We start from the raw sequence: 18134 nt of genomic DNA, 5'->3' as shown, positions 1-18134 counted from the left end.
CTCAGCACAGTATCAGTTCATTTGATAGCATTTTGATGTCGCCACGTTCTGATCAGCACCTGTCCCCGCCCCTTTCAGTACACAGATAATATAATGTTTACCTTTCTTTATCGTTACCATCGGGCCGTCAGTACCCGGTGAGGTAGTAATGACCGCAGCCCCCTGGTTCAGCATATGTTCCAGTGAATCATTTACTGCGGATAAACGGGTCGGATACTCAAGGGCATTGCCCGGCACTTTGGCGCCGGTTTCCGGCGGCCATTGGGCCGCGGCCGAAAATGCTGCACCGAGGGTCAGGCAGCCGAAAATCATGGTCGATAGCTTTTTCACCGCATTCTCCGGATGATCTGTTTTTTCTGTGGTCAGAAACAACTCAGGGCCGGCATCTTAGCCCGGCAGACAGCGACAGCGCTACCCTGAATTACCGGTAATTTTCCCCTGCCGGAGGAATGACAGCAGAAACCGGGATGTAATAGCAGCCGGAAAAAGTGTCCGGTAACGGCTGATCTGGCGGGCAGCTTTGCTGGCTGATAAAGACATCCTGCCCGGCACGGCGTGCTTCCGGGCGGAAGGGCATCACATTCTGATAGATACTGGCCTGCATATCGACAAACTGCTGCTGTGTGCCGGAAAAACGGAAACGCAGAAAGCTGCCAGCCCGGTCCTGCCTGAGCTCATGGTCCTGCAGGCTCTGCTTAAAGGTCAGGGTGAACCGGATTTTCCCGCTGCGCGGGTCGGGTTCGAAATCTTCGGCCACACAACTGTGCAGCAACCCTTTTTGCATACTCAGCACCTGCTGAATAATTTGCAACCGCTGTCGGCAGTGGTAATCAATATCTTCAAGTTCATTATGATCACAGTAATAGCTCAGGCCGGTTCCGTGGATAAATTCAGGCCCCTGTGTCACTATTTCCGGCTCAGGTACTGGCAGCAGGTCGTGGGTTGCTTTCCCAACCATCCCGCGGAAATGCCAGTCATGGGTGGCGCGGTATTTGCCCGGAGCAATACCGAAATGGCGGGTAAAAGCCCGGGTAAAGGTTTGCTGTGAACTGAACCCCAGTAAATCACTGATTTCTACCGCCGGCATGGCGGTCATTTTCAGGATCAACGCCGCTTTATGCAGTTTCCGGTAACGGATATAAGAAGCCAGCTGAAATCCGGTATCTTCTCTGAACATACGTTGCAGATGCCACTTACTGTAACCGGCTTTTGCCGCAACATCGTCAATGGTCAGTTTGCCTTCCAGATGCTTCTCAATCCAGTCGACAAGATCCTGTGTAAAGCTATTCATCGGTGGCTCCTTTAATTACCAGAATAATATTAGCGGTAATCTGTACTAATAGCCATAATATAAAAATATTGAAATTTATATAAATTTGTGTGCAGATAGATAAATATCTGCGGATTATTGGTCAGTCATAAAGTTATTTTAAGAATAAAACCGATAAAGACGGAATAACACCAGGCGGCTATAACGATACTCTGTCAGATAACTTACAAAACTCAGTCGTTCCTGACAAGAAAATAATCTCCATACGGGAAGCGTTAACGAATAATATTCTTCCTGCGGACCGTGTTAGCAGAGATAAAAATAAATAGTTTTCGCATCATTAATCACTTTTTTGCTGCCATTATACCGTCCTGCCACATTACGGCCGCTGTTTCCCTCTGGTACTGTTATCGGCCAGGGCCGGAGGCCTCTGCCCCGCGACCACTCAGCCGGCCATACTTCACAACATATTTTGTACCAGCGACTGTAGTACTGCGTACAGCACCCCCGAAAAAAGAGACAGACTGATTGCCCGCGGTACTCTGACACCGGCCTTTTTCCATTGGCGGAACCACATAATCAGACCCCAGCAAACTGCAAAGAAAATTGTACTGAAAATAAAGCTAAAGACAGTGCCGTTCATTTTTTTCCCGTAATTTTTCTGACAACAGCCATCTATATTACATGATTTCGGGTGACTGTTATCGGGCGATTTTATAAATAAAAACCTGCAAGCCCGGCTATTATTAGTTGCAGCCTTTTGCCGGTTGTTTCAGTGACAGCGCTGGTTTAAGGTAATAAAGCGCTGATCATAGATAAGATAACTGCTGGCAGCCCCGGCCAGCTGCTTGTTTTGCAGTTGTTCTCCGGGCAGCAGATACCAGGCAAGTTCCTGTTGCTCTTTGCTCTGACAGCGGGGTCTGATAATAAGCTTAAAATAAGTATTTCCATTATTGATGAGCCTGCCATTATCCGGCTGCCACTGATAGCTGAAATGTATTTTTCGCGGACGGACAATAAGCAATGTGTCAAGAACCACTGCCGGTTGCATACTGATCTGGCCGCCACCGCGGTAGGGAACCGACAGGTCACGGGTTGCTATCTCTTCAATGGAAATACGATAGTAACGTTCTTTCGTATCTGCAGGGCCGCGATAATAGAACTTAAAATTATCACTCTCTGCTGGCTGCAGGATCATGGTTTTTGGTGAAAACAGCAATTGCCCGTCAGTCGCAGGCAAACGCTGCTCATGCTCGGCCGGCCGGCGGACAGGATACAGCGTTACCTGATAGATACGGGCACTGCGGTTATTATTCCGCACCTGTCGGGCAATAAAATTACGTTCAGCCGGGAGAGCCAGGGTCAGATTTCCTGATTCTATGCCGGCGACGCGGACCGGCAGTAACAGGATGAAGCCTGTTATCAGGATCAGCAGCCGTTTAAGGTAAGTTTTTCCATGTCGCTTTAACATGAATTTCTCCGGAGGCACTGACATCGCCATACCAGTGTTGCTGGTTAAGGGTGCGCAGCGAACGGGGATCGTCCATCTGCAGAGAAAAAATCAGCCGGGTCACATTGATCATGCCCTGATTACCGTAGCCGTCATTCCACGGTCGTTGCTGCCACAGAGCATCGGTAATGTCATACCACTTACCATCACAGCCTGCGGCTAAACGCAGTGGTGAGCCATTACGCGAAGTCATACTCAGCCAGCCAGGGAAAGGCACTTGCAGGGTGCCGTCGGCAGAACTGAACAGGCAATAGCTGTTACCTGCCAGGGTCACCTGCGGGCCGGTCACCTTGACAGTGACTTTATCGGCGGCTGTTTTGCCGCTGGCAGTGATAATATAACCAAACTCCAGCGCTGGCTGGCCCGCCCCTGCCTGTCCTGTTTTTTCCGGCCTGGCTGAATAATCATCGGCGGTAATACTGACACTGAGATCAGCCGGCTTGATCTGCAAAGTCGTTAACGCCGGAAACTCATACCAGCCGGACTCCGGGGTCCGTGTATTCAGCAGATAGAAACTGATTAATTTACGTGAATCGTTGTCACTCAGTCCCAGGCTGACCAGTTTTTTAAAAAAACGATTACTGAAGAAGATATATATCGCATCAGCGCTCTTCATTTGATCAAAGGTATAGTAATTTGCCGTCCCTCTGATGGCCTGCCAGCTACGGCCATTAAGGCTGAAACGCAGATCATTTGCTTTCAGGGCCGCGGCCAGTGCCGGCTGAGTAACTGCAGGGAAAATATGGATTGACGAATTTGACAGCCCGGAGGTCTGCAGGCGATAGGTTGCCATCTTACAACTGAGACCGTCATCGCCGCCGACCGACTGTAATTTACAGTCACTCTGGCCGGTGCCCGGCACCGGGACGCCCTCGCTGGTGATGAAAACTTCAGATAACGCACTTGAGTGAATAAAACGGATATGGGCGGCCTTTATCTGAGTAACTCTGGTCTGATACCAGCTACCGGAGGCCTGGCCAGTGCAGCGTTCTCCTGCCGCAGCATTGTAAGGGATGGTCGTTTCGCAGGTATTTACCTGCAGGGTTAACTGACCGCCGATAGGCATTTGCTGTAAATACTGATACACACTGTCTGACAGCAGACCGTGCATCCACTTACTGCCGCCGGGCGGAACCACGACACCATAAAATCCGGCAGCATCAGTGGCCTGTGGCGGGATCATCCCTGAGGTGATGTCACAGCCTTTATACCAGTTAATGCAGCGTAAGCCGGTCAGCGGGTGAAAAAAAGGGATATTTTCCAGCCACATATCAAAATAGCGGCCGCCGCGCAGCAGGGTATTACGGCCATTATCCATATAACCGAGGCTTTGCTGTTTAATGACCCCTGACCCCGTATATTTATTACTGGTCCAGTGATTACTGCCGGTCAGCCGGGGATCAATCGCCCCGCCGGGGGTCACAAAATAGGTATTGTTGATACTGTTCTCGACAAACACGAACTTCATCGGCGGCTGATCCGGCCAGGTATTTTTTTGTAATACCGGATAACTGTTTATGCTGTACAGCAGCAGAACTGTTGCCAGCATCCGGTTTATCACAACCCGTCTCAGATAATCATCAGGGTGATTCATTGGCAGACTCCTTACTGCGGCAGGTAATATCACCAATCCATACGGCACCACGGGCACCCTGCAGGTCAGGGACGAACTGGCAGGGAGGGCTGGCGGTATCAAGGCGAATCAGGGGATTTTTTTTATCGATATCCATAGAAAATTCGCCGCGGGAATCGGTAAAGCTGCGCTGTGTTCCGCTGCGTAACAGGCTGTTGGCCAGTGGTTGCCCATCCTGTCGGTACAGGCGGCCAAACACGGTGATCCGTAATTCTGTTTGTGGCTCAATAACGGCGACATTGCCAGGATATAACGTCAGGCTCTGTTTGCGGTTGCGGGTAATTTTGTAGCTATCGGCCGACTGACTATTATTACGGATTTCGATATCGTAACGACCATAGGCGGGCAGGGGTAAATAATTTGCCCCGTCCTGCAGGTCATAGGCTCTGCCGTTAATGCTGGCACTGAGTTGTGAATTGTCCTGCAGTTCGGTATGGACAATGATACCGGCAGTATCCTCGTTATTACTGCTGGCTGCCAGATGGCGTCCCTGCCAGCCAAGGCTGCCATAGGCTGTCAGGCTGGAATTAATATTACCTTCTGCACTACTGTTAACCGCCAGAGTACCGCCGGAATAGCGGCTGTCAAAACGGGTATAAGCCCCGCCGCTCAGCCGGTTATCGCCACGCGGATCACCGGAAATCACGGTGGCCATATTGGCGCCAACGGAACGGAAAAAACCGCTGTCAAATTGCTGGCGGGCTTCCAGATTTGCCAGGGTATATCCCCGCTGGTGTGTCAGGCCGAGGCTGAACAGCTGGCCAAACTGCAGTGAAAAATCGATGGCAATATATTTATTACTGGCACCGGGGCTGTCACCGTTATTGTAACGCTGCAGACCCAGCCGGACACCCAGGGTTCCCTGAGTGCCGCTGAAAATGGTCTGGTAATAATCTGCGGTGTAATAACGGCTGTTATTCAGCCGGTCACTGTTGTAACTGGCACTGAGCGTACCGGCAGGAAGGGGTAACATACTCATATTCAGGCTACTGCCAATGGCGCTGTTATGGGCATCGCTCCGCTGCAGGCGAGAGCCAATACGGGTAATTTCATGGTTTAGCCATACTGAGCTGAAGCCTCCCGGCAGGGAGGCACTCATGCTGCTCAGGGAACTTCGGGACTGATCATTGGCCAGCATCAGCTGATGATTAATTGCCAGGCTGCCGGTGACCGGCAGCGAAACGCGGCTTTCGCCGATCAGGTTATTATCGTAGCTGTAACCGGTGGCCGCCCAGCTTAAAAGATTCAGCGATCCTGATCCTGATGATCCGATCAGCCAGCGCTGTTTTTCGGCGGAGGATCGCCGGGTATTCACCGGCCGGCGATCAGCCCGCAGCGCTCCGCCCCACAGTTGCCAGGCCAGTGGCTGGCCCGGAACAGTATCACGGCTGAATAACTTATTTACCCGTTCGGTATGTTTGCTGACCTGCTTTCCGTTGACCTGCACGATAATTTCAACATCGTACAACTCGTAGGGGAACTGGCGGGTATCAATCTCATGATTGCCCATGGAAAAGTTTTGTACGCTAATCAACCGGCCCTGGCGGGAAATATAGACCTCCCCGGCCGCAGGCAGAAAAACGATTACCGGGGTTACCGACTGGGTATTATCAAAGACGGTGGAGCGGGCCTGGTTACCCCATGACAGGCCATAGATTTTACCGGCAGACAGGGCGGTCACCGGGCCGATAGACTGCAGGTTCCAGCTGTCGAGCATTCCCGCGGCAAAACGGTAGCCGGAGAAATCCCGTTCATACAGGGCTTTATACAGGGAAGTATTACGGCTGCCGTTTGCCATGCCATACACTGACCCCTCGAGCAGCATATGATGTTCACCGAGGGCGGTAGCATTATTAAATGACAGATATCCGGAACCGCTGTTTTGTCCGCGTCTGACCTGATTATGGTACATCCCCAGGTTGTACTTCAGGCTGCTGCTGAGTCGGTTGACGCCGGAAGCTCCGATATCCTCGCTTCTCTGGCGCAGTAATGTGCCCAGCGCGGTACGGCTGACCACCAGTTGCAGAATCAACTGCTGCAGATCGAGATTCAGGCTGGCATCTGCTGAGAGCCTGAGCTGTAACTGCGGGTTAAAGGGGGTATCTTTCAGGGTGGTCAGTTGCTGGCGCACGGACTGGCTGGCGCCGGCATTGCCTTGCGGTTCTTCAAGCTGTACAAAACGTACAATTATCTGCTGTCCCTGTAAACGGACAGCAGCAAATCCTATCTTCTGGTCATCCCCGCGGCCGGAGGCTCCCTGCAGATGAAGAGATAACGGAATATTCATACCTTCCTGTAATGCCCGCGCAAAGGCTCGCGGAATAAGAATACCTGCGACCTGTGGAAGGGCCTGATCTGCCATACAGAGTGCGGGCAGTAGCACCAGTATCAGCCCGGCCGGGTACAGTAACCGTAACCATACCGGAAACCGCAGTGCTGCCAGCAGTCGGGGCATCTCTGTTTTACCGGCAGTTTATTTGACAGCCACAAAAGTAGCGGCCTGCCACAGACCAATATGGCCTTGTCTGATGGCCACATTGACACGACTGAATGCACGGTTTTTGCCCGGCAGCAGATAGTAATTTTCCCGGCATTCCTTGCCGTCGGTGGCACTGCGACAGGGACCATAGGCAACGACCCGCAGTGTTGCGTTGCCGGTATTGAACAGAGTGCTGTTACGGTACTGCCAGGCGTAGCGGACCTGACGTGGTGCGACCACCAGCAGGGTACCTATTTGTGCCGAAGAGGTGGCGACCGCTTCGCGGGCGGTATTTTCGGCCGGTATACGGCTCAGGGACTGGTCCCGCCAGTCTATCCGGTAATAACGTTCCTGATTATCTGCCGGTCCCTGGTAATAGAAGCGGACGATTTCTTTACTGTGAGCCGGCAGTAAAAGGCTGGCGGGGGTCATTAATACTTCCCGGCGGCTATTTCCGGTCGTAATGATTTTTCCGTCCGCCAGCGGTGATGATAGTTTTTCTATTCTCAGAGTGATTAAACGGCCATTATCGGTAGGGTTAGCAATTTCTTTACCCATGGTATTTTGATCACTGTAAATAAAGGACGTAATATCGCCGACATCTAATGCGTAGCTGCGTGAAAACATCACAGAAAATAATCCGCAGAATAAAATAAGGTATTTCATCACCGCTCCTTATATACCGGGTCAGGATAAATCAGCTGGTCCAGACAGCATTAAATTGCACACTGATATCTCCGCTCCAAATCCCTTCCGGCAATGCACTGTAATCGGTCACGGCAGTACTGCCATCGGTGGTTGCACCGATAATAGAAAAAGTGAACTGGTCCTGGGACATAGTACGGTTATTCAGATTAAAGCTGCCGGATAAAGCACTCAGGTTGCCCCCTGAAATACCCCTGGCCGTATCGGTCATCACGGTATCGCTGGTTTTTGTTACCGGCTGGCCGTGGTAAGTAACCCCGACCTGTAATGTGGACCCTGAATTATCTGCACGGATAAGAGTATCGCTTAATACCCGTGAGGTCAGCCGGAACGCTGTTGAGGTGCTGTCACCGTAAATGGTGATATCAAATAATCCCTTCTGGGTATTAAAGCCTTTCAGGCCTTCTGCATACTGAAAAGTCAGTGATCCCAGAGGAGTCACCACCAGTTTACTGGTGGTGTCTTTTCTGGCCGTCGCAGACCAGGTGGCAACCGCGTTGGCGGTGGACTCTGCAGCCAGAGAAATGACGGGAATAACTACCGCCGTCACTAATATCCCGCTAAGTATTATACGTTTCATATCACATCCCTGATAGTCGATGTTCTTTGGGTGATAAACGATCTATTGCTGTGCAATCCGGCTGTATATCTTTCTTCCATAAAAGAAATAATTATTTATCTTAATAAGAGAAATAATCAGCCTGTCACTGGTATGGCTAATGATCGGACTATAGCATCCGGTTATCACTATAAATAGTGAATTAAATTTAATTGGCATGGTTTTTATTTATTTTATATTTTATTTATTATTATTTATGAGGGCAGTTTTTGTCTGGACGGAAGCGTAGCAATTATATTTTTGCTATTTCATCCGGATATGGTTATTTATAACAAATTAGCGTGGTTATTTTATTCATTAAGCTTTTCGGCGACAGGCAACCTACACCCGGTGACGGCTTAATAAGCAGAGGATAAAAAAAACGCCGGGCTTAGCCCGGCGTGAATAAGACAGACGGCTTACTGTGCCGGAGTCTGTGTTTCGGATTTTTTCTTATTCCGGCGCTGCAGTTTTTTTATCAGCAGCATGGCTTCCGCTTTACTGGCGACTGCCGGGGTTGAACCACGCAGTGGTTTACGGGCAGTTTCACGTAACGTGAACACCGTAATCAGGCCAATAACGCCGGCAGCCATCAGGTAATAGGCCGGAACCATCAGGTTATGGGTCTTATCTACCAGCCATGCGGTCAGTAGCGGGGTAGTTCCGCCGAACAGAGATACGGAAACATTAAAACCGATGGCCAGTGCGCTGTAACGAATATCGGTGGTAAACAGTGCCGGCAGGGTCGCGGGCATGGTCCCGCTGAAGCAGGTATGTACCACACCCAGAATAATCAGTCCGGCAAAGACTCCCCACATATTTCCTGAACCAATCAGCATCAGGCAGGGAACCGACAGCACGATCAGGCCAATCGCTCCTCCGGCAATCACCGGACGACGTCCGACACTGTCCGTACGGTGGCCCCAGAACAGTGTCAGCGGCATCATGACAAACATGACCACCATCACCAGTAACAGGCTGCTCAGTTCACTCAGGCCGAGGATACCGGTCAGGTAACTTGGCATATAGGATGTCAGCATATAGTTGGAGACATTAAACAGTAATACCAGGCCGATACATTTCAGCATCTGGGCACGGTATTTGGTCAGCATCTGCCATAAATTCAGGCGGGGTTTACTGTGTTCCAGGGCCTCCTGTTTTTCCATATGCTGCTGGAATGCCGGGGTTTCTTCCAGTTTCAGACGTACATATAAGCCGAACAGTCCCAGCGGGGCGGCAATAAAGAACGGAATTCTCCAGCCCCAGTCGAGCATTGCCCGGGCAGGCATCACAGAAGTGAGGGCGGTGACCAGTCCGGCGCCCAGCAAATAGCCACCGAGGGTCCCGAACTCCAGAAAACTGCCCATAAACCCGCGGCGATTATCGGTCGAATATTCCGCGATAAAGGTTGCGGCACCGCCGTATTCCCCCCCGGTAGAGAACCCCTGCAGCAGACGTGCGGCCAGCAGCAGGATCGGTGCCATAATACCGATACTGCTATAGGAAGGGATCAGACCGATACAGAAAGTACCCACCGCCATCATTATCATCGTAATGGCGAGGATCTTTTGTCGTCCATAGCGGTCACCCAGTGGTCCGAAAAACAGACCACCCAGCGGCCGGACCAGGAAAGCGGCGGCGAAAGTCCCGAACGTGGCAATTAACTGTGCCGTTGCACTGGCATCGGCAAAGAACACTTTACCGATGGTCACGGCCAGATAACTGAAGACACCAAAATCGAACCATTCCATGGCATTCCCTAAAGCGGCCGCGCCCACCGCCCGTTTCAGCATATCGTTATCGACGATAGTAATATCATCAACGGTCAGCTCTTTTTGTTTTTTGTTCCAGAAATGTTTTTTCTGTTTTTCGCTAGCGTGACTGGTGCTTGTCATAAGTCCTCATAACATAATCAATGAGAGCGCCTTATAGCTTTCGTTGCCATAAACAGAACAGAAAATACAGAAGGGGGAAAGAAAGCTATAAGAAGCCGGAAGAATAAGGCCAAATATTATCAATACAAATTGATATATAGCTACCTTAGTATAAAACTGTGATCAGTTTCAAGTTTCAGGGGGAAATAGCGACATTAAGTCTATATAACAGTTATATATTCCGAATTACATAAAATAAAAGGATGATATAACTATAGAAATGCCATTGAGATAGCAGGGGAAATATCCTGAAGAATATGCTGTTATATTACCGGATTCTGTGCCGGTAGCGGGGTAAATCTGTTTGTTTTGTCCTGCCGGGGCGCTTATTCCACAGGCCGGATAATCGTTGCCGGCCTGCAGAGGAATCAGGAGGTGCTGCGTATAAACATAAATAATTATAATGTTTTTTGCTGGTAGTGTTTCCAGGCATCACGAAACAGGCTGTCCAGATCCTGTGCCCAGCGGGCTTGTCCGGCGCTGTCGACAATCAAATCCTGACGTAACTCAATTTCGACCGCAGGCAGTGCATTTTTTTCTGCATGCTGTGGCAGTGCATAGTCAGTGGCATCGGACACGGCATAGGGCTGATTATCACCGACGACCCACTGATCTCTGGCTGCTAACTGCGCCAGTAATGCGTGCGGATACGCTTTCAGGCGGTTATAGAGCACACCAATATGCCAGGGGCGGGGGACACCAAGATAAACCGGAGTAAAACTGTGCATTGCCAGAATACAGGTCATCTGCCCGCGCAACCGGCGCTGTTCAAGGATCTGGCGGATCTGATCGTGGTAGGGGGTGAAGATCTCCCGGCGGCGGGACTCTTTCTGTTGAGGGGAGATCCCCTGATTGCCGGGGATTACCGTGTCTTCCGACAGTTGCGGGATGGAGCTTTCCACGCCAGGGGTACGATTGCAGTCAATCACCAGTCGTGAATAGGTCTGGGATACCAGGGTTGCATCCAGTGATTGACTGAGCAACTGCGATACTGCCAGCGCACCAATATCCCAGCCAATATGACGACTGATATCTGCGTCGGTTAACCCCAGATCACCCAGTCGCCGTGGGATCCTTTTTCCTGCATGGTCGCACAAAATCAAAAAAGGGGATTTTCCGTCGGGATTACTGACGGTAAACGCAGCAGGTTCATCTGCGTAAAGCAGGGGTTCAGACAAGGTCATGCTCCTTTATAAGCCTGTGGGGTGATGGTGACTGTGCAGGTCTCAGCGATAACTGTTGATCCAGCCCAGTCCAGCGATAGTACCGGCAGATGGCCGGTATTCACAGCCAATCCGGCCGTGGTAATTCAGTGAACGTAATTGTGAAAATAGCGCCGGCCAGTCGATATCTCCGCTGCCCGGTTCACCGCGTAATGGTGTGTCAGCCACCTGAATATGACGGATCCACGGCCAGAACTCTGCCAGCCGCCCGCTGACATCACCTTCTGTGCGCTGGCAGTGATAGATATCAAATAACAGCCGCAGGTTTCCGGTATTTACCTGCTGAATGACCGCCAGGCTTTCGGCCTGGGTCTGTAAAAAATAGGCTGGAATATCATAGTGATTAATCGCTTCCAGCAGCAGGGTAATATCATGGCTGGCGGCCAGCCCCGCTGCCATCTGTAAATTTTCACACAGGGTATCGAAAGCCTGCTGATGCGTCACCCCGGCCGGTAACACTCCGGCCTGAACGTGGATCATCGGGCAGGATAAAGCACTGGCATAGTTGATTGCCCGGATAATGTCGCGGCGAAAAGCGTTGGTGCGCTGTGGATGGCAGGCCTGCCCGGCCGAAGACAAACTGCCTGCCGGGCCGACCGGAGTATTGATCAGTTGCAGTTGCAAACCCTGCTGGCTCAGCCAGCGGCGCTGATCGGCGGCCGGGAAATCATAGGGAGCAGCATATTCGACGGCCGTGAACCCGGCCTGTGCGGCGGCGGCAAAACGCTGTCCGAAGGGAAGTTCAGTAAATAACCACTTCAGATTGGCACAAAAACGCAGCGCTGCCTGCATAACCCGTTCCTTGTCTGATGGCCGGATGGCGGTGATGTTATTGAGTTTTTATCAGTGTGCCGCCGGAAGAAAATTTATGCCAGCCCTGTGAAGGTCAGGAGGATAATATTAACCGGCTTAACTGCGCGATAACCTCTGTCACCGGCAGACGCTGTCCGTGAACAGATTCGCGGGTAAAAACCGTCACCAGGCTGTCATCATCTTCTGCCTGTAAAATGACCTGTGCGCCCTGGCGTAACGCATTCTTACGGCAGACCGGCAAACGGAAAGGGGAGCAGTCATTAATAATACTCAGCTGTGGAAAATGCTGGCGCAGTGTACGGCCAAGGATCAGCGCCGGGCCGCGGGTCTGTGCCTGTGCAGCGAGGATCACTACATCCGCCTGCGGACTCAGCATATCGTATCCCTGTAACCCGGCCAGCAACTGCATCAGATTATCGAACATCAGTGTAAAGCCGCAGGCCGCAAGCGGGTGACCGGTGATCCGGGTTGCATTCTCGTCGTAGCAACCGCCCCGGCTGAGTAACGAATGTTCCTCTGCGAGGTTACTGTGCCATTCAAAGACCAGTGTATTGTAATGGTTGGCTGAGAACAGCCCGTGGTCATGGAGATACGGAATTCCCAGCTGCTGCAATGCCTGGCACAGCTGCCTGAATTGCTGGCGGCTATGTTCAGAAATAAATCCGCTGGCGCAGGGTGCCTGCTGATTAAGACGACTCAGCAGTGGATCGTTATCGTGGTTTTGCAGTAAACGTATCGGGTTTTCTTCTGACCAGCGTTGTTGCTGTGGGGTCAGTAAATAGCGTAACGGCTGATACCACTGGCGGAGCCTGGCGCAGTAATCACTGAATTCGCTGCCGGTGCCCGGGGTATTTATCCGCAGCTCTGTGTGGTTATCCAGCCCTAAGCTCCTGAACAGTGTCTGTTGCAGCTGTAGCTGTTCGAGCACCATAGTGATCCCCTGGTAACCGAAAGCTTCGACACCCAACTGGTGATACTGGCGCAGGGTATGTGGCTGTTCCTCACCGTGGCGGAAGGCCGCCCCCAGATACCAGAGTCTGCTGGCATGCTGAAGCTGCCGGTGGCGTGATACCAGTTGCAGACAGCTGTCAGTACCATCACGGTGTAACCGGCTGCGGTGAGTCACCGGACAGTCATTATGCTGCAGGGAAAAAGGAACTGAAGTGCCCTGTTCCAGCAATGACAGACGAATTTCCTGATAGCAGTAGCGTTCAAGCAGTGTCTTCACCTGGTTTTCCAGCCTGCTCCACATCACCACCGGATTGGTAAAACGTTTTCTGGGTCTGCCTGACTGACGGGGACGTAAACGACGCTGCAGGGTGTGCTCCAAAGGCCGGCTGTAACCGGCAGTAGCCAGCAGGCAATTCTGCTCCAGCGCATAGCGAATATTCTGCACGATTGCCGGACTGTCCGGGGTTTCACAAAACAGCAGGTAATGGCGGCGGCGTTGCTCTGCGTCAGGCCCCAGATTCAGGTATTCGTTGTGCGGGATAATCCTCTGCGGCGGGTCCTCAGCCAGACTACGACAGGGAGCGGCCAGCCGCGGCTGTTCGATATATTTCTTCACCAGCAGAAAATAGCTGCTGCTCTCCAGCGGACAGCTGTCATAACGGCTTTCCCACAGTGCGCCACGTCGCTGATATTTGTGATTATAAAAAGGCACATAACTGCGGCCCAGTTGTTGCATAAAGCGTCCCAGTTGTTGTTTGTCAGCGGCACTCAGCAGCAGCAATACCTGATCGGCGTTCAGAGAATAGCCATGTAAGTTAACATCATATTCCTGTAGCGCTTTATCGAGACAGGTCAGACAGTACTGATAGTCGGCCGGTTCGAGAAACAGTGGCTGTGAGTTATGCCCCCGCAGGCGCACCAAATGGGGAAGGCCCTGAATAAACAGGCGATTCTTTCTTGGCATGACATCCTTTCCACGAAAAAAGCTTGCCGTGATCGCTGGCGGCCACGGCAGGCAGCAGCTGACCGGTTAAGGTCTGTCGCTATTGGGGGTTGATTTTTGCCAGTGCTGCTGGCGGGCGGCAATCATTGTCATCAGCCCGGCATTATCCGTCTCTGATTGCTGCTGACTCTGTAAGTCCCACAGCCGGATGTGTCCGTCATGATTCAGCGTAATTATTATCCGGCACTGGCTGTTCAGGGCATTCTGATGCTGGCGTTTCAGCCGGGCCCCGCTGCTGTCGGTCAGTACCCTGAGGGTCGTGAAACGGCGTCTGAGCTGTTCTGCCAGTAATAATGCACTGATACCGCCATCGGATAACTCAGAAGTCACGACAATATCGGGAACATGGCGGTGATCTGTGACGGTACGGTTGGTGGCTGCCAGTAGCAGCAACAGCCGTTCAATCCCGATAGCGAAACCGCAGCACGGCAGAGGTTTCCCGCTGAACAGTTCGGCTAATCCGTCGTAGCGTCCGCCGCCACACACAGTGCCCTGGGCCCCGAGATCATCGGTGATCCATTCGAAGACGGTGTGGGAATAATAGTCCAGCCCGCGCACCAGCCGCGGATTTATCCGGTAAGCGATCTCTGCCTTATCCAGTAATTCACACAGGGTGGCGAAATGCTGCTGTGAGTCCTGTTGCAGAAAATCCGTAAGCCGCGGGGCCTGCTCAATGAGAGTCTGCAACCGGGGATTTTTACTGTCGAGTATCCGCAGCGGATTGATGGCAAGACGCATTTTACTGTCTTCATCCAGCAGTTGCTGGTGGTGGCTGAACCAGTTAACCAGTGCCTGACGATGGAGTTGTCTTTCGCTGCTGTTACCTAATGAATTTATTTCGAGACGAACATGATTTTCCAGACCCAGACCGGTAAACAGATCCCTGACCATAAAAATCAGTTCAGCATCAATATCGGCACCCGGCATACCGAAGGCTTCGGCCCCGAACTGGGTAAACTGGCGCAGACGGCCTTTTTGCGGGCGTTCATAGCGGAACATCGGGCCCTGATACCACAGGCGCTGGGTTTTGTGATAACACATATTATTTTCCAGCACTGCCCGCAGACAGCCACTGGTGCCTTCCGGCCGCAGGGTAATATTTTCCCCGCTTTTGTCGCGAAAGTTATACATCTCTTTCGACACAATATCCGTGGACACGCCGACCGCCCGTTCAAACAGGGATACGGGTTCCAGTAACGGCAGGCGCATTTCCTGGTAGCCATAGCGGTGGGCCATCTGGCGGAATCTGGCTTCCAGCCATTGCCACTGAGGGGTTACATCCGGCAGAACATCACGCATGCCGCGAACAGATTTTATATCATTCATAAGCGTTCCTTGTGATCAGGAAAAAGACCGGCGGGCATAAACAGGTGCCGGGGCTGTTTTTTCCGACGTGAAGTGTAAAGCAGGTAAAGAGGCAGAGTGGCCATCTGAATCAATATTCCGCATACCAGCGTGTCAGACTGACCGGAAATAATTGCCAGGCTGATAAACAGCAATGCTGTCAGGGACAGCAGCAAATAAGCTGATCGCTGTCTGCAGGGAGAGCCTGATGTCATCATCATCACCGGCAAAGAGAGTGCCGCGAAGGCATACGGGAACAGTGACGCTGACACCGCCAGGCCGATCACGGTGCGGAACTGTGCCTGCAGATTCGCCGATAATGTCATCAGCAACACCCCGGACATCAGCAGAGAGGTGACTAACAGTGCGACCCAGGGCACACCATAGCGGTTGGTTTTAGCAAAAACGGCCGGGAACAATCCTGCTCCGGCGGCAGCTCTGGGGACTTCTGTTTGCAGTATTTGCCAGCCCGGAATAGCACCGATACAGGCAATAACCACCAGTAACGCAATAATATGGGCCGCGGCCGGTCCCCACAGCAGCTGTGCGCTGTCAGTAAACGGCGAAGAGGACAGCACTAACTGGTTATGGGGTAACAGCCCCATAATGGCATTGGTGGAAAAGAGATAGCACACCAGAGCTATGCTGATCCCGCCGAGGGTCGCAAGGGGAATGGTGCGGCGCGGGTGACGTACCTGGCCTGCCGAAACTGACGCTGATTCCATTCCCAGAAAACCCCACATAGAGAGGGTGGCTGCGTGAAAAATAGCCTGTGGCATCGGCTTACCACTGACATTACCGGCGGCAAGGTAGTTCTGCGGACTAAAGTGCAGCCAGCCGGCGATACTGACTGACAGGATCACCAGCAGCATACAACCGCCGGTGATAATCTGGGCTCTGCCGACCTGGCGTACGCCAAACAGCCCGAAAATTACCGACAGCCAGAGCAGAACCATACAGCCGGTAAACACGCCGCCGGGGGTCGTCAGCCCCGGCAGCAGTCCGGAGAGGTAACTGATACTGGCCAGCAATAGTGCGCAGTTCCCTATCCAGGTGGATAACCAGTAAAACAGGGTCATTTGCAGGCCGGTAAACGGGCCGAAGTACTGGCTGATATTGGCAATAATGCCGCCATTTTGCGGGCAGAGATCGTTAATTTTATTAAAAATAAGGGCCAGAGCCAGTACGCCGGGAAAAAGCAGCAGCCAGCCCCAGACTGACACGGATCCGATACCGGCCAGGGTTGCCGGTAGCATAAACACACCACTGCCCATCATATTTGAGGCCGCCATAATGGTCAGTGTCAGCAGCCCCATTTTAGGGGCAGTATTATCTCTGGAGGTCATCATGATGTTGCCCCGTAAAAGAGAGATATTGCCGGAGAGTTGATCTGACCCGTATAGAGCAGGGCGGGCCACGTGATACTCTGCACCAGCTGTTATACGTCGCCGGGCGTGATTGGCGTCAGTACCGGCGACGTATCGGACAGGACAGTGGTGATTACCACTGTCCTTTTTTATGCCGCTTTATGGGCATAGTCGGCGATAACATCGTCGATCAGGGCATCAATTTTACTGCTGTCCAGATGATGTGCGGTGGTGATCAGATGGGCGATATCGCCGGACGTTGCCAGGCAATGTTTCTGCCAGACGGCTTCGGACGGACAGGGGAACACTACCGTGATCGAGTTACGGTTACGCCACGCAGGAATACCTGCCTGCTGAAAACGATCCACCGCATATTGTGCCAGTGTCAGGCTGCGTTCGATGCGGCGCTGCCAGTCAGCTTCTGAATGGCTGCGGATAGCTTCCCACATCATCAGCGGAGTATGTCCGTTACGTGAGCCGGTAATGGTTTTATCGTGGGCCGAAATATAGTCAATTTCTACGGAAATACGGTCGGTATTTTTCTTTTTCGCGACGACAATCCCACAGGGCATCGGGGAACCGATCATTTTATGGCCGGAAACCCCGATAGAATCGATGCCGTCAGCAAAACTGAAAGGTTGTGCATCACTGACAAAGGGCAGGATCATTCCGCTCAGGGCTGCATCTGCATGCAGGTAATATTCGTCACGGGGGATCCCCAGCGCTTTGACCCGCTGTTGTATCAGTGCAATATCATCAATTGCACCGCGCACGGTGGTCCCGATATTGGCAAAAATAATCGGATGGCGCTCATTATCACGGCTGATTTTGTGTATTAAATCATCATAGTCTATTTCACCATTCGCCTGAGACTCGACGACGCAGGATTTAATCCTCAGCAGTTTGACAATTTTAGCCACAGAATAATGGGTATCTTTGGAATAATAGAGCGTCCCTTCAGGGAACAGCTCACGCCCTAAATAACAGCCAAACATATTGCCCTCAGTACCGCCGTTAGTCACATATCCCCAGCTTTCTTCAAACGGAATCCGGAACAGATGAGCAAAGTATTCCATAACCTCTTTTTCGAAAGAAAAGGAGTTCAGTAAATAGTTACAGTATTCCGCCCAGTCACCGCAGTTATTAATAGAAAAGCGCATAAAACGTTCCAGGATCGTATAATCAAAATCAGCAGATTCCGGATAACCAATATTGAAGTACTGATTCTTAACACAATAAGACCAGAACTCATCAAGTTTATTTTGATCGGTAATTGATAATGTCATGATAGGACTCCTCTGGTG

General features: G+C 51.7%; 14 protein-coding genes. All 14 read right to left on the bottom strand.

Going from position 1 to position 18134, the window contains the following annotated elements; genetic code table 11:
- Positions 1-12: 12 nt before the first annotated feature.
- The 14 genes from JK198_RS10505 to JK198_RS10440 all read right to left on the bottom strand — a co-directional run bounded on the left by JK198_RS10505 (position 13) and on the right by JK198_RS10440 (position 18116).
- A complete protein-coding gene (locus JK198_RS10505) occupies positions 13-330 on the bottom strand; it encodes a hypothetical protein (RefSeq protein ID WP_212708688.1) in 318 nt (105 codons plus the stop codon).
- Between the two features lie 91 nt (positions 331-421).
- The gene (locus JK198_RS10500) at positions 422-1291 is read right to left on the bottom strand and encodes a helix-turn-helix domain-containing protein (RefSeq protein ID WP_212708689.1); all 870 of its coding nucleotides are present in this window, start codon (positions 1289-1291) and stop codon (positions 422-424) included.
- 751 nt (positions 1292-2042) lie between these two features.
- The gene (locus JK198_RS10495) at positions 2043-2741 is read right to left on the bottom strand and encodes a fimbria/pilus periplasmic chaperone (RefSeq protein WP_212708690.1); all 699 of its coding nucleotides are present in this window, start codon (positions 2739-2741) and stop codon (positions 2043-2045) included.
- The gene (locus JK198_RS10490; RefSeq protein ID WP_212710503.1) at positions 2710-4374 is read right to left on the bottom strand and encodes a hypothetical protein; all 1665 of its coding nucleotides are present in this window, start codon (positions 4372-4374) and stop codon (positions 2710-2712) included. The genes JK198_RS10495 and JK198_RS10490 overlap by 32 nt, the downstream gene beginning before the upstream one ends.
- Positions 4361-6868: a TcfC E-set like domain-containing protein gene (locus JK198_RS10485; RefSeq protein ID WP_212710502.1), complete on the bottom strand. Its 2508-nt coding sequence runs from the start codon at positions 6866-6868 to the stop codon at positions 4361-4363. The genes JK198_RS10490 and JK198_RS10485 overlap by 14 nt, the downstream gene beginning before the upstream one ends.
- A gap of 18 nt (positions 6869-6886) precedes the next feature.
- Positions 6887-7558 carry a hypothetical protein gene (locus tag JK198_RS10480; protein WP_249213308.1) on the bottom strand — a complete coding sequence of 224 codons (672 nt, stop codon included), beginning with the start codon at positions 7556-7558 and terminating at the stop codon, positions 6887-6889.
- A gap of 31 nt (positions 7559-7589) precedes the next feature.
- Positions 7590-8177: a common pilus major fimbrillin subunit EcpA gene (locus tag JK198_RS10475; RefSeq protein WP_212708694.1), complete on the bottom strand. Its 588-nt coding sequence runs from the start codon at positions 8175-8177 to the stop codon at positions 7590-7592.
- Positions 8178-8614: 437 nt separating this feature from the next.
- Positions 8615-10090 carry a glycine betaine/L-proline transporter ProP gene (gene proP, locus JK198_RS10470; protein WP_212708695.1) on the bottom strand — a complete coding sequence of 492 codons (1476 nt, stop codon included), beginning with the start codon at positions 10088-10090 and terminating at the stop codon, positions 8615-8617.
- A 437-nt stretch (positions 10091-10527) separates the two neighbouring features.
- Positions 10528-11307 (bottom strand): N-formylglutamate amidohydrolase, encoded by a 780-nt coding sequence (locus JK198_RS10465; RefSeq protein ID WP_249213307.1) that lies wholly within the window; start codon positions 11305-11307, stop codon positions 10528-10530.
- A 48-nt stretch (positions 11308-11355) separates the two neighbouring features.
- Positions 11356-12144 (bottom strand): TIM barrel protein, encoded by a 789-nt coding sequence (locus JK198_RS10460; RefSeq protein WP_212708697.1) that lies wholly within the window; start codon positions 12142-12144, stop codon positions 11356-11358.
- Between the two features lie 94 nt (positions 12145-12238).
- Positions 12239-14080, bottom strand: coding sequence for an ATP phosphoribosyltransferase regulatory subunit (locus JK198_RS10455; protein ID WP_212708698.1), 1842 nt, complete (start codon positions 14078-14080; stop codon positions 12239-12241).
- A 66-nt stretch (positions 14081-14146) separates the two neighbouring features.
- On the bottom strand, positions 14147-15445 hold the full coding sequence (hisS, locus tag JK198_RS10450; protein WP_212710500.1) for a histidine--tRNA ligase: 1299 nt from the start codon (positions 15443-15445) through the stop codon (positions 14147-14149).
- Positions 15442-16812 (bottom strand): amino acid permease, encoded by a 1371-nt coding sequence (locus JK198_RS10445; RefSeq protein WP_249213306.1) that lies wholly within the window; start codon positions 16810-16812, stop codon positions 15442-15444. The genes hisS and JK198_RS10445 overlap by 4 nt, the downstream gene beginning before the upstream one ends.
- 167 nt (positions 16813-16979) lie before the next feature.
- Positions 16980-18116 carry a histidine decarboxylase gene (locus tag JK198_RS10440; protein ID WP_212708700.1) on the bottom strand — a complete coding sequence of 379 codons (1137 nt, stop codon included), beginning with the start codon at positions 18114-18116 and terminating at the stop codon, positions 16980-16982.
- Between the last annotated feature and the right edge of the window lie 18 nt (positions 18117-18134).

Origin of the sequence: Tatumella sp. JGM91, assembly GCF_018257575.1 — a bacterium.
Lineage (GTDB): Bacteria > Pseudomonadota > Gammaproteobacteria > Enterobacterales > Enterobacteriaceae > Tatumella > Tatumella punctata.
Note: the sequence above shows the minus strand (reverse complement) of the source record. Positions and strands in the feature narration are given on the sequence as shown.